This is a genomic window from Sphingobacterium sp. Mn56C (assembly GCF_049319645.1).
Lineage (GTDB): Bacteria > Bacteroidota > Bacteroidia > Sphingobacteriales > Sphingobacteriaceae > Sphingobacterium.
Window position 1 is genome coordinate 20278 of sequence record NZ_JBMOUC010000004.1, and the last position, 14054, is coordinate 34331.

A 14054-nucleotide genomic window follows, 5' to 3' on the forward strand; every position below is an offset into this window, starting at 1 on the left:
AGCATAATATTTTTAATACCACAAGATAAGCTTCTTATGTTAATTATCCTACAAGAGTCTTTTTTCATAACGCCTTTCTCCCTATCTATGGGGTAGTAAAATGGTACTATATTCCAGGGGAATAAACAAGGCTTCGCGCTTCTCCAGGAGCAGCATATGCTATACGAAAAATAAAGCCAAATGGCAGGAATCGCATTTTGTAGAAATTCATTAGGACAGCGTAGCAGCTTTTAGTAAAAAAAAAGAGAGCTGAAAAAACAGCTCTCCCCTTCTGCCTATAAATTTGGCAGCCTACTATTTAGCTTCTTAAATAACGGATTTTCCTTCCAGCAATTTCTTGTACCTTACCAGGGCTTCTACATAGTAATAATCGGCATAGCTTAAGGGTACATCTACCTCGGAATTGGCATTCAGGTAACCTACCGAGTGCTTTAAAATAAAACCACCATTCGTGCCGGCTTGCGCTTTATAGCTGTTAGAAGCCAGACTTGTCAGCATTTTTTCAGCATATTTTAAGTATTTTGTCTGTTGCTCAGCTTTTACATAACCCTGTAATTCTAATAATGCGGATGCAATGATTGCTGCTGCAGAGGCATCACGCTTTGCATTCGGGATATTATCCGCATCGAAGTCCCAATACGGAATAGCATCTGCGGGCAGATGTGGGTGATTAAGAATGTATTCGGCAATATGCACCGACTGCGCTAAATAGGCTTTATCGCGTGTATCACGGTACATCATGACGTAACCATACAAGCCCCATGCTTGTCCGCGCGACCATGCTGACGCATGGCTAAAGCCTTGCGCAGTATGCTGATGGCGCACCGCACCGGATAGCGTATCATAATCGACAACATGGTACGAGCTGAAATCGGATCTAAAGTGATGCTTTATGGTTTTATCCGAATGCTTACGAGCGATATCTGCATACTTTGGATTTCCGCTTTCGCGGGATGCCCAATTTAAAAACTCAAGATTCATCATGTTATCAATAATTACGGGAAACTGCCACTTATCCTTATTATGATCCCAGGAACGTATCGCTTCGACATTCTTATTATACCGGCTGCTCAGCGACTCTGCCCCCTGCAGTAGCACAGCCTTATACTGCGGATTCGGTTTTAAGCGGTTTGCTGCACCAAAGCTGCAGTACAACATAAATCCGAGGTCGTGCGTGCCCTTATTAAACTGCTCCTTTTCAAGGATATGTAATCGTTTTTCAATTTCTGTCCACAAAACGGGATCCTTTTGAAATTCATACAGGTACAATAAAGTACCCGGATAAAAGCCCGAGGTCCACCAACTGGTATTACTCGTTTCTAAGGAGTCTTTATCGGCATAATAGGTTTTTGGCATGCGCTGTAAAGGAGTCCGTGCAGCCATAATTTTGTATTGCGCAGTTGCATCATGCAGTTCTTTCACAACGAATTCTTTTGTTAAAGAGGGCTTAATCTTCGGCTTCGATTTAAGGTCGGGGTTTTGAAAGGCAAATAATGCCGCAGCAACAGCTACAAATAAACTTGATTTCAGTATATTCATAATCGTATAGTTAAAGGATTTTTTTTCTGGATATTAGTTGGTTATGCCATGTAGACCCACCGCAGAAAAAGGCCTCATATGAAGCGTTTGTGTAGGGTATAAAATTTGGCTTTTAGCCAGCGTGTTTCTAAGGGTCATAGGATTTAAATTTTGGTTATTACCTCAAATAACTAAAATTTAAATGACCTTTAAATCAAAAAAAAACGAAAACGATTTCGTAAAAAATTACTGCCCCTGGGGCGCCTTTTTAGCTGTTATAATTTTAAAACGCTTCAGCAAAAGAATACCTATTTCAGTGCCTGCTTATAGGTGCGCAATGCTCTTTCTCGCGCAAAACTATGCTCCACAATGGGAGTCAATGCCGTAGTCTCAAAGTCCGGATTCCATTGTTTCACGTAACGCAGCTCCTTGTCAAATTTGCGCTGCTGTTCACTCGGATTAAACACCCGGAAATATGGTGCCGCATCGCAACCGCAACCCGCTGCCCACTGCCAGTTACCATTATTTGCCGCAAGGTCGTAATCCAGTAGCTTCTCCGCGAAGTAGGCTTCTCCCCAACGCCAATCTATAAGCAGGTGCTTGGTCAGAAAACTTGCCACGACCATGCGTACCCGGTTGTGCATAAAACCTGTGGTATTTAGTTCCCGCATGCCTGCATCCACAAGCGGATAGCCGGTTTCACCCGCACACCAGCGTTTAAACTCTTCCTCCTTATTGCGCCAGCTTATGCGCTCGTAGGCCGGCTTGAAGCACTGCTGCTGCACCTGTGGAAAGTGATACAGTACCTGCATAAAAAACTCGCGCCATATCAGCTCATTTAACCAGGTGGCATTATGTTTTATGGCGAAAGCCACACAACGACGGATAGATATTGTACCAAAACGTAGGGCTATGCCTAGACGGCTGGTATGCCCTAAAGCCGGAAAGTCACGATACTGATCGTAGCTCGCGATAAGGGCTTCCTGAAGCTGGGGTTCTTTATAAACCAGATCTGTTTTTTGAAAACCAATTTCTGCCAATGTCGGTAGTTCGGAGGTTGTCGTTTTATAAAACCCCTCCCAGTATAGCGATGGCTCTCCATTGGCGTTCAGGTCAAGTTTTTCTTTCCATTTCCGACTGTATGGAGTATAGACGGTATACGGCGATCCATCGGACTTCACAATATCTGACTTTTCAAATATAACCTGGTCTTTATAACTGTGAAAGCGGATGTTATTTGCTTCACAATAGGCTTTTACCGCTGCATCTCTTTCGATTGCTGCGGGTTCATAATCGGTATTGCAATAGACTGCCCGAAGGTTATACTGCTCGTGCAAGGCGGAAAATACGGACAATGCGGTGCCTACAAAAACCTTAATATCGGAATGATAGGTATGTAATTGTTTTTTTAACGCCGCTACAGCTTGGTGTATATAGTCGACCCTACGGTCGTAAGGGTCGCTCAGCTTACCTAAGATATGGGTATCAAAAATAAAAATCGGCAGTACAGTGCCTCCATTTTCCAAGGCCTTAGCTAAGCCTATATTATCCGTTAACCGAAGATCTCTTCGAAACCAAAATACCTGTACCGATTCGTTTTTTTCCATAATTAATGCAAAGATAAAAAGTTGCTTCCATATGTCGTAAAAATTGGAGCTTACGTGTAATATACGAAAGTGCAAACGGTATACCGTTTTGGTTTTTGGTATAGCTGAAGCTTATAAAAATAACACGTTATAAATAATGCTCAGAATTATATTTTTCCATTCGTATACTACACCTAAATATAGTACTAGAAAATATAATAAAATAAGTTAAATCAATAAAAAAACATAATTAAACTGTCAAAAATCGTTATTTTGTGGGGCTTAATTTCGGAAAAGATAGTACTTTTACAACTTTAAATTTTGATGTTGCATAAACCTATGTTTTGCGGCACTATTTTATGCTCAAATATGTTAATAATAGCCTAAAATAGGGAAATTAAAAAGTGTGAATAAAGAAGAGAAGATATATTTAATAGTGATTCATGATTGAAATTTTACCCAATAAACTTTTTGCTGCCATTACTGGAATCGGGGGGTATATCCCTCAAAATAAACGTTCCAATGAAGATTTGGAAAAACTAGTTGATACCTCTAACGAATGGATTGTAAAAAGAACGGGGATCAAAGAAAGGAGAATTCTGGATCAAGATTTAGCAACCTCCGATATGGCGGTTCGTGCAATACAGAATCTTATACAGAAATACAATAAAAATTTGGCCGATGTGGATGCGCTTATTGTGGCCACATCTACGCCTGATATGCCTATGCCTGCTACGGCTAATATTATTGCGCAAAAATTAGGTATGACTAATGTTTGGGCATTTGATATGAACGCAGCATGCTCTGGTTTTTTATATGCCCTGGATATGGGGGCTTCATTAGTTGAAACTGGCCGTTACAAAAATGTATTAATTGTTGGTGCCGATAATATAAGTACCTATGTAGATGTTTACGACCGCTCTACAAATATTCTGTTTGGCGATGGTGCTGGTGTTGTATGGCTCGAGCCTTCCAATGAAGGTGGAATAATGGATGCGTACTTGCGTAGCAATGGCGATGGTCGGGAGTATTTACATATTGAAGGTGGAGGTACACAATATCCCATGTCTGACGATAACAACAATGCGCTGGAAAAAAGATACCTGAAGCAGGACGGTAAAACGGTCTTTAAACATGCCGTACAGTCGATGACCGATGCTTGTCAGACGGTATTAAAACGTAACAACCTGACCATAAACGATGTAAACTGGTTGGTGCCACACCAGGCAAACCAACGTATTATTGATGCTGTTGGAAGGGCATTGGATATTCCGGAGGGGAGGGCTTTAAGTAATATTGAGTACCTGGGGAATACCATAGCGGCTACTATTCCATTGTGCATCTGGGAAAATATTAAACAGATCAAAACTGGAGATTTGGTGATGCTTACGGCATTCGGAGCAGGCTTCTCCTGGGGTGCTAGTTTATTTAAATGGATGATTTAAACTATACCATATAACGGATATGGCAGCCTGAAAAAGGGAGCCATATCCTTTTTATTTTAAAGAGCAGGTTATAGGTCGTCGATATTCTACCGATTAACAAATATAAACGCCCTACACCTACTGTTTATCTTTACAATGGTGCTTATTCGCCATAGATCTCTCGGAGCTTCTCCTCCAGCGCTGCCCCCTTTATATTGCGGGCCACAATTACACCATTCGGATCAATTAATAGGTTACTTGGAATAAACCGAACCCCGTATAGGGCTGCCGCCTCGGTATCCCAAAAGGCTAAGTCAGATACCTGTGCCCAGTTTAATTTATCGTCTTCAATTGCTTTTATCCAGTTTTTATGCGACTTATCGAGGGATACCCCAAACACCGAGAACCCTTTATCTTTATACGCATTAAATGCAGCTACAACATTTGGGTTTTCCCTGCGGCATGGTCCGCACCATGCTGCCCAGAAGTCGAGCAATACGTAGCCCTTCCCCAGGTGATCGAAAAAACGAACCTTTTTGCCTTCCGGATCCTTAGACACAAAATCCAAGGCTTTGTTACCTACCTGCACAGCTTTTTGCTTTTCAACAAGATCCTTTAGGATGCGCACATACTGGCTGTTGGCTAAGGTCGGTGACAATAATTCCAGGTGTGTTTCAATTTCTGCGGGTGAAAGGTTGTAAGAATAGTTGCGAAATAAAACATACGCCGCAACAATGGAACTAGGGTCTTCTTTAATAAATTCTGCTGCTGTTAGCTGCTGCTGTCGCTGCTGGAATTCAGCAAACTGCTGCTGCGGTTTTGAACCCGTTACCTGAAGACGAGCCTGCTGACCCAGGTTATCTATTTTTAGCTGGATAGGTTCTGCCGACAAAAATACCTGTAGCGGACTGGCATCTTTGGCTAAGGCGATAGCATACAGTTCGGGTAGTACGACGGCGGTCTTAAAGGTAAACCTCCCATTTTTAACGGCCGCAGAATCTATGGTTTTGAAAATTTTATTTTCGTACTGCTGCAGGTATACCTTCCCTGATTTTAAACCCGTTATATTACCTTCAACTTGTAAGGCTTGTGTAGTCTGTGCCTGCGCACAATAAACAGATACAGCACTAAAAACCGCTGCTGTAAGTATAGATAACATAGGTTTCATAGCTATACGTATTAAGAGGTTAAACATTATTTTATTTCTAATTTTTTCTTAAATCAGCTGCCCTAAATATACTCCAAACGCCTCACCTTCCCCACGGTTAACGGTCGCGGCTACCTGGTGAGACTTGCCCCCTCCAGTTGTATCCGGTCGGAAAGTTTCCCTAGCCTGGATAATTCGTGTACGTCTTGTTCGTAACCTGTATGCCGGCTGCCTCTTGCTTGTCTGAAAAAACTGCTGCGCCGCCGGGATAGGTCTATCAAATGATTTGTTGCCCATAAAATACGGTATTGCCCGGCTTTGTACGCCAGTAGGTTGTAGGCATAATATACTTCGCATTAAGGCTGATGTATGCTGATACGGTATCGCCATATTCATTTTAGTGTAAATAGCAGTTGATTTAATTTCAAAAGTAAACTTTATTAACTACTAAACCAATAGACTATATATGTTTTTTTGAAAAAATAAAAATATAGCCCCCTCGAAAGGCGGCTATAACGTTTTAATTTAGATACACTGTACTTTAGAAAAAGTCGTTTTACGCACTTAGCACTTAAAAGTTATTAAAATCCCATTTTCCGCGATAGGGTCTGCTACGCATTAAATTCGCATAGACATTATCGAACTCTTCTTTTTTAGGATTCCACTTAATTTCTTTTCCAAGTTCATAAGCAATATTCACCGTATTACATAACGTACTTGTGCGATGCCCAATTTCAACATCGCAAATAGGTTTAGTTCGTTTTTGCATCGCATTAACCCAATCTTGCGCATGATTATCGCTATAATATAAGCGTTTATCGGTTTTGGAGAATTCCATCTTTGCTAGGTTTTCAGGGTTTGAACGGATAAATTCACGGCTCACCTCTATAGTACCTTTGTCTCCAATAAATTGAATCGCGTTTCCTACCCCCCATTGCTTGTGGTTTACTTTTACGCCGTTCGCATATACAAATGACAAACCTGTATCTGCATTAGGCACCGTTGGCGGAATATACAATACCGGGCCAGAATTGTCCATACCCAATGCCCATTGCACAATATCAAACATATGCGCGCCCCAATCGGTCACATAGCCCCCACCAAAATCTCTGTAACCACGCCACCAAGCCCATTTTTCGTCTTCCAACGGTGGGGCTAATATGGGGTTATACCCTCTGTATAGCGAAGGGCCGATCCACATGTCCCAATCCAGGTGTTCAGGGGTGGGCAAAGCGGGTAAATCGCACTGCTTAACCGGCTCACCAACAGACACATTAATCTCCTTTATTTGACCGATGTATCCATTATAAACTAGCTCTGCAGCCTGTCTAAAGTTAAAAGACGAGCGCTGCATACTGCCCGTCTGAAATACTCTTTTATATTTTCGGGTGGCATCAACCATCGCCCGGCCTTCGGCAATGGTTAAGGCTAAAGGTTTCTCGCAATAGATATCCTTCCCTGCCTTTGCCGCATCTACAGCAATCTGTGCATGCCAATGGTCGGGTGTGGCAATAACTACTGCATCAATATCTTTACGTTCCAGTAATTCGCGATAAAGACCGTATCCCTGGATAGCTGTTGTCGGTTTTTTAAGATTTTCTTGTGATTTCTGGGCCAGATTTAAAAAATAGGCTAGTTTTTTCTTGTCTACATCACAGGCCGCTACTACATTGATCTCTTTACAGTTATTAATGCTATGCAACAAACCATGTGCTTGTTTTCCAACACCGATGTATCCCAAATTTATACGATCGCTCGGAGCAACATACCCCTTTCCTCCGAGTACAACCCTGGGAACAACGGTAAAAGCTAAGGCAGAGATGGCACTCTTTTGGATAAATTCACGTCTTTTCATGCTTTTGATTTATAATAGTTTTATAGTTAGTTAGTACGTTATTCCGCTTTAAGCAACAGGTTTTCCAAACCTTCCAAATCCAATTGTGCAACCGATTGCATAATTGAGGTAAAAAAAAGGGCCACAGTTGTTTTCCATAATTCCGATTGCTATACGTAGGTTTAAAAAATTGTTTTCAGCAAAATGCTTGCTTGCGCTAGCATAACCGTTATTATTTTAGGTATATGCCAGTACTAAGATAATAAATTAAGAAAAAGAATAAAGCGAATACAGTAAATTGTTACATTTTCAAAAAAATACAAAGGCCGTTCAAAAATTTTGAACGGCCTTTTTTAAAATTTCTACTAAACATTTATGCAAAATAATTTAACAGAAGGTTAGGTAAGGTGATTTGTTTTTATCTTTCTAAATCCCTAGTTAAGGTGTTGTATTATCTTTTGAAACCGTCGATAGGTCTGTCTGCAGCGGAAACACCCCATTTTGTATTTGGCTTACTTCCCATTACAAACACTAATTTCCCTCCTTGCACAATATCCTGCTGAGTAAGGTAAGTTTTGGTATAAGGCTTACCATTTAATTTTGCCGATTGAATATAAATATCCTGACTTGACTTTTTATTGGTTTCGACCTCAAATGTTTTACCATTTTCCAAGTTAATCTTCGCCGATGTAAACTGTGGAGAGCCAATAGCATATACCCCATTAGCAGGATTTACCGGATAAAAACCTATTGCACTCCATACATACCAAGCTGACATCTGCCCACAGTCTTCATTACCAGGGTATCCTGCATGCGAATCGGTATACAAATCATTTAATATATGTGCGACATACTTTTGGGTCTTCCAGGGTTGGCCTACGTAATTATACAGGTAACTTACATGGTGGCTTGGTTCATTTCCATGCGCATATTGCCCAATAAAACCAGATGCATTATGATTCAATTCGTCCAGGGCTGTTTCTAAGGTAAAAAACTCGTCCAATTTAGCTGTAAAGGCTTTATCGCCTCCCACAAGATCTACTAAACCTTTCACATCATGCGGTACGTACCAAAAATATTGCCATGCATTACCCTCGGTATACGGATTACCGCCATTTGCGCCATACTGCAATGGATTGAACGGTGCTAACCATTCGCCATTTTTGTTTTTTCCTCTAAAGAAACCCGACTTCTTATCGTATACATTTTTATAATACTGGGCGCGCTTACTGAAATACGCAAAGTCTTCCTTTTTACCTAACTTTTGGGCTAATGCTGCCACACACCAATCGTCGTAAGCCATTTCCAAGGTAATCGATACGGATTGTGTCTGTATATCTTCTGGCATAAATTGGTATTTATCCCAAACATCAAAAGGCGAGTTAGGGTGCGCTATCCTAGACGATTGCTTTACGGCATTATAAACCCGCTCCTCATCAATACCTGGTACACCCTTCATCACGGCATCTACCAAAACCGGAATGGCGTGGTTACCAATCATGCAGTAATTCTCTTGCCCCCAAAGTTGCCAGATCGGTAAGTAGCCATAGGTATCAAACTGCTGCAGCAAACTATTGACCATACCTGCGGTACGTTTTTCCTGTACCAAAGTATACAAAGGATGCGCGGCGCGGTAGGTATCCCATAGCGAAAATGTAGAATAAAAAAGCTCCTGCCCGTTATTCCGTGTTACATAATCAGTACCTATATAATCGCCATTTACATCGGATATCACATTAGGCTGCAAGAAGGAATGGTACAAGCTGGTGTAGAATTTGGTTTTATCCAAGTCTGACCCCTCGACCTTAATTTTTTCCAGTTCCGTTTCCCATAATTTATCGGCCTTTTCTGCAACGCCATCAAAATCCCATCCATTAATTTCTGCCGATAGGTTCTCTGCTGCATTTTTTGTGCTCACCGCCGAGATGCCAATCTTCATTAAAAGCGGCTTAGTACCCTTAGCTGCAAAATCGAAAACTGCCCTCAGGTCTCCGCCGTTTACCACCTTGCCTTGTACATAGCTATGGTTGCCATCCATGATGAAATGGTTAATAATAGGCTGTGAAAATTCAATGCGGAAATATACCTTACGCAACTTCGCCCATCCGGTCAATACACGAAAACCCTCTACAGTATGCGTGTCTACCAAACGAATTTGCGACTGTATAATTTTTGTACCCCATGCGCCCTTGTTTAAGGTATGGTCCAAATCAAGCAACACATGTGCCGTGTCTACCTGTGGAAAGGTATAGCGGTGGAAACCCGCATGCGCTGTAGCCGTAAGTTCGGCAACAACATTGTAATCGAGTAAATTTACCTTGTAGTATCCGGGGCGTGCCCATTCCTGATCATGCGAAAACTTGGATCGGTAACCTGTACTCGAATTATTGACATCACCGGCACGTACATGCCTCGCCCCTGTCATAGGCATCACTAAAAGGTCAAAAAACTCGGCCACGCCTGTACCACTTAAATGGGTGTGACTAAACCCCGCAATGGTAGGGTCATTATAGTCGTAACCCGAAGCGGCATTCCAATCTGGGACATCCTTCGTATCCGGACTTAACTGTACCATGCCAAAAGGAACGGTAGCACCCGGATAGTTGTTTCCGGATAAACTATTTCCATCGACAGGACCTGTTCCAATGAAGGGGTTTACATAAGAGGTTAAGGTTCGAACCTTTCCTTTTTGCGCCTGCAACGCGGAACTGGCACATACCATGGCCGCAGCACAAAAAACTACTTTTAATAATCGCATTTTAAGAGGTATAAAATAAGTTACTTTATTGTGTTTGTTTTGGAGTAATAAAATGCTAAAACAAATTAGCAAACCATTAAACTTAGACAACTGTACTATGCTGTACTATAATCAAAGCTAGCAAAACAATTCTTTAAGAACAAACAATTGATTTATTTACTTTTTTAATGGATTATTTTATTTCGGTAAATATAGCACGAAAAAAAAGGCAAGAAAGTGCATTTAAAGCCTGTAAAGCAAAAAAACCTCATCGAAAAACGATAAAGGTTCATGTAAAAAATCCTAACAATAAAATTTTACCTCACTTAAATATTACAAAAGTTAAAGGTAGTTTTCATAGGCAAATAAGCCCGGTGTTCCTCCGGTATGCATAAATAAAATCTGGCTACCCACCGGATACATCCCCTTTTTAATATCTGCCAAAAGGCCCGCAAAGGCTTTTCCACTATATACAGGATCTAAAAAAATACCCTCTGTTTTAGCCATAATTTTCAAAGCATCCCACATCTCTACCGTTGGCTGTCCGTAAGCAGATCCCAAAAAGTTGCCATTAACACATACATCCGCAGCAGTGACCCCCAGTGTAGGGTCTAATAAAGCCAATGTAGCCTGGGTTTTAGTTAAGGTATTTGCTATGGCCGTATTTTCATCGGCTAATACAGCATAGCTCACGATTTGCGTGGTATTATCCCGACTATAAATTTTCCCAGCCAGGAGTCCGGCATGTGTTCCAGCACTGCCATTCGCGACAGCAATAGCTGAAAACTGCTTCCCTAAGGCTTTACTTTGAGCGGCAAGCTCCAGGAAACAATTCACATACCCCAAACATCCAATTGCACTGGAGCCCCCCATCGGAACAACATAAGGTTTGCGCCCAAGCTGCTTCAAAGCTGTAACACGCTGTTCAATAAAATCTGCTGTGCTGCTCCCTTTCGGTACAATATACGTAGGCACCTCCAATAATTTCTCCAGCAATATATTACCATTATGCTGGTACACCGCAGCATCATTCTCCACCGCTTGCGATAACACCAACTCACAATGTAAACCCGCTTTTGCGGCTACAATTGCCGTTAAACGGGCATGGTTCGACTGTATGCCCCCGGAGGTAATTAAGGTATCAGCACCTATTTCTATAGCATGCTGCACCAGGTACTCCAATTTCCGTAATTTATTACCTCCAAGACCTACATCCATCACATCATCTCGCTTGATATAAAGCTCTACCCCCTGCAGGTGCGCATTTAAGCGATGTAAAGGATAAACGCCTGTGGCATTTTCTATAAATGGATAGGCCTCAAATTTATCGGCAATATAATTTGTTATCATAGTAATGCGCGTTAATTCCGAATTAAAATGCCTAAATATTAACCAATATAGGCATAGGTTATACCATCGCCCCCACGATCTGCGTGCTCATCCTCGAAACGACTTACATGATTATACTTGCGCAAATAATCGCGTATAAACTTGCGTAGGATACCATCCCCACGACCATGGATTATTTTTAAGGAAGGGTAGCCGATCATCACGGCCCTATCCAGTACCAGTTCAATTTTCTGCAAGGCATCCTCTGTACGCATACCACGCACATCAATCTCCGGATGAAAGTCGGCTACAGAACCTGTCGACGTTCCTGCACTGCGCTTTACAGCTTTGGACTTCTCCTTACTTTTCAGCTTGGTTACACGGTTGCGTTTTACCACCGTACGCAGCTCCCCCAGGGCAATAATAAGCGAGTTATTCTTGGTTATTTCCAAAATCTCACCTTCAGAACCTGTGTCCTCAATCCGCACCCAGTCTCCTGCCGCCAATTCTGACGTGACCGTAGTTGCATCACCAGCATTAACCAATTTAGCGAGGTCACTCTTCGTAGGTTTACCAACCTTTGTTTCTTTCGTAAACTGATCTAAGGCTTTATTTAACCCACTACGAATGGCTTTGGTTTTCTCCTTATCGGCCTGTGCTGTTTTAATCTCTGAAATTGTATTTTCGATCAGCTTATTTGCATCCTTTAAAATGCTCCGCGCATCTTCCTTAGCTTTACGAATGATATCTCTTTTATTATCCTCGATTGCCGAGCTTAGGTTTTCATAGCGCTCTTTAAGCTGTATAAGCTCCTTTTCCCGACGCGATACCGCTGCCTTCGTATCATAGATTTCCTTTTTATCACGCTCCAAATCCACCAAAAGGGTATCTACCTTCTTCTGCTGCTCCCCAATTTTTGTCTTAGCAGCATCCAAAATAGCTTTGCTAAGCCCGATTTTCTGTGCTATTTCAAAGGCATACGAGCTGCCGGGTTTACCTACCTGCAATATATACAAGGGTTTCATTTGCTGATTATCAAACAGCATACTCGCATTCTCGACCCCCAGAGTGTCGGCAGCAAAAAGCTTTAAATTGGAATAGTGTGTTGTTACTACACCACGTACCTGTTTTAGATTTAGCTGTTCTAAAACCGCCTCCGCAATAGGTCCCCCAAACTGCGGGTCGGTACCTGTACCAAACTCGTCGATTAAAATCAGTGTCCTGGCATTCGCAAAGGTCGAGAAATGCTTCATCTTCGACAGGTGCGCACTATAGGTACTCAAATCACTTTCTATAGACTGGTCATCTCCAATATCGGCAAAAATCTGCTTAAAGACCCCTACTGTGGAGGTATCATCGGCCGGAATAAGGACCCCCGACTGCAACATAATTTGCAGCAAACCCACGGTTTTCATGCATACGGATTTCCCTCCGGCATTAGGCCCCGACACCAAAATAATACGATCTGTTTCGTCAATCTTTATATTCAAAGGCACCACTGCATTATGGTTTTCTTTAAGCGCATTTAAATGCAGTAAGGGATGCCGCGCCTGCACCAAATTTATGGTCGCTTCTTTCGATAAAATAGGCATATTGGCCTGTATATCGATGGCAAAAAGCGCTTTGGCACGTACAAAATCCAGCTTGGTCAACAGGCCATGGTACGCCAATAATAAGGGTACATGCGGCCGTATTTCACGGGTAAGCTCGGTTAAAATACGAATCACCTCCCTTCGGCGATCAAACTCTAAATCGCGGACTTTATTATTGAGGTGAAAAACCTCTTCCGGTTCCAGAAAAACCGTCTGTCCGGTTGCCGATTCATCATGCACCAACCCTTTCAGCTTACGCTTATTTTCCGCCAAAATAGGAATACACAACCTTCCCTCTCGAATCGTCAGGTTTCCGTCGGCAGTCCACCCCTGCGCTTGTGCCTGCCGAAACACCGAATCTAGACGTTTGCGGGCCTCAGATTCACTTTTTTGTATTTGCTGCGTAATATCCAGCAACAAACGCGAGGCATTATCTTTTAACCGTCCACGTTCATCCAGTACCCCTTCTATGGCGCGGATTATAGACTTCTCCACCGGAAGATGTTCTAATAACAGCTCCAGGTTTTCATATTGTCCTTCCCGGTCTTGAAAATAACGGATAATGGCATAAACCGTGCGCAAAGAAAGCAAAATACGGTACAATTCATCCTCCGATAAGAAGGAACCTTCGACCTTCGCTTTTTCTGCCAAGGGTTTTATCGCATAGATATGATCTACGGGTAAGGGATCATCGTGAAGCAAGAGCTCCTTAAACTCATTTGTTTGCCGCAGGAACCGATCAATCTGATCTATCTTCACCTGCGGTTGGATCTTGTCCACCATTTGCCTCCCGGCCTCACTCAAGCATTTTTCTTTAATTAGGTTACGTATTTCGGTAAAGCCTAATTTATCTATTGCGTTATGTGGATATATCATTTAAAATTTTG

The 14054-nt window shown here is 42.1% G+C and carries 9 protein-coding genes; 1 reads left to right on the forward strand and 8 read right to left on the reverse strand.

Annotation, left to right across the window (positions count from 1 at the left end; translation table 11 throughout):
* Nucleotides 1-306: 306 nt before the first annotated feature.
* Both ACL9RF_RS11450 and ACL9RF_RS11455 read right to left on the reverse strand, forming a co-directional pair.
* Nucleotides 307-1539 carry a glucuronyl hydrolase gene (locus ACL9RF_RS11450; protein WP_422800770.1) on the reverse strand — a complete coding sequence of 411 codons (1233 nt, stop codon included), beginning with the start codon at nt 1537-1539 and terminating at the stop codon, nt 307-309.
* Nucleotides 1540-1826: 287 nt separating this feature from the next.
* Complete coding sequence (locus ACL9RF_RS11455; protein WP_422800771.1) at nt 1827-3125, reverse strand: cryptochrome/photolyase family protein; 1299 nt, start codon at nt 3123-3125, stop codon at nt 1827-1829.
* A gap of 422 nt (nt 3126-3547) precedes the next feature.
* Between ACL9RF_RS11455 and ACL9RF_RS11460 the strand changes: the two genes are divergently transcribed.
* On the forward strand, nt 3548-4549 hold the full coding sequence (locus tag ACL9RF_RS11460; protein ID WP_422800772.1) for a beta-ketoacyl-ACP synthase III: 1002 nt from the start codon (nt 3548-3550) through the stop codon (nt 4547-4549).
* Between the two features lie 142 nt (nt 4550-4691).
* Here ACL9RF_RS11460 and ACL9RF_RS11465 read toward each other — a convergent pair whose 3' ends face one another.
* From ACL9RF_RS11465 to ACL9RF_RS11490, 6 genes are all read right to left on the reverse strand, one after another.
* Entirely contained in the window at nt 4692-5696 is a 1005-nt protein-coding gene (locus tag ACL9RF_RS11465) for a redoxin domain-containing protein (protein ID WP_422800773.1), read from the reverse strand.
* Nucleotides 5697-5744: 48 nt separating this feature from the next.
* Complete coding sequence (locus ACL9RF_RS11470; RefSeq protein WP_422800774.1) at nt 5745-6065, reverse strand: hypothetical protein; 321 nt, start codon at nt 6063-6065, stop codon at nt 5745-5747.
* Nucleotides 6066-6246: 181 nt separating this feature from the next.
* Nucleotides 6247-7530, reverse strand: a complete 1284-nt coding sequence (locus ACL9RF_RS11475) for a Gfo/Idh/MocA family protein (protein WP_422800775.1) — start codon at nt 7528-7530, stop codon at nt 6247-6249.
* A 430-nt stretch (nt 7531-7960) separates the two neighbouring features.
* Complete coding sequence (locus ACL9RF_RS11480) at nt 7961-10267, reverse strand: GH92 family glycosyl hydrolase (RefSeq protein ID WP_422800776.1); 2307 nt, start codon at nt 10265-10267, stop codon at nt 7961-7963.
* Between the two features lie 321 nt (nt 10268-10588).
* Nucleotides 10589-11596 carry a D-cysteine desulfhydrase family protein gene (locus ACL9RF_RS11485; protein WP_422800777.1) on the reverse strand — a complete coding sequence of 336 codons (1008 nt, stop codon included), beginning with the start codon at nt 11594-11596 and terminating at the stop codon, nt 10589-10591.
* Nucleotides 11597-11634: 38 nt separating this feature from the next.
* Nucleotides 11635-14043 carry an endonuclease MutS2 gene (locus ACL9RF_RS11490; protein ID WP_422800778.1) on the reverse strand — a complete coding sequence of 803 codons (2409 nt, stop codon included), beginning with the start codon at nt 14041-14043 and terminating at the stop codon, nt 11635-11637.
* Nucleotides 14044-14054 lie beyond the last annotated feature (11 nt).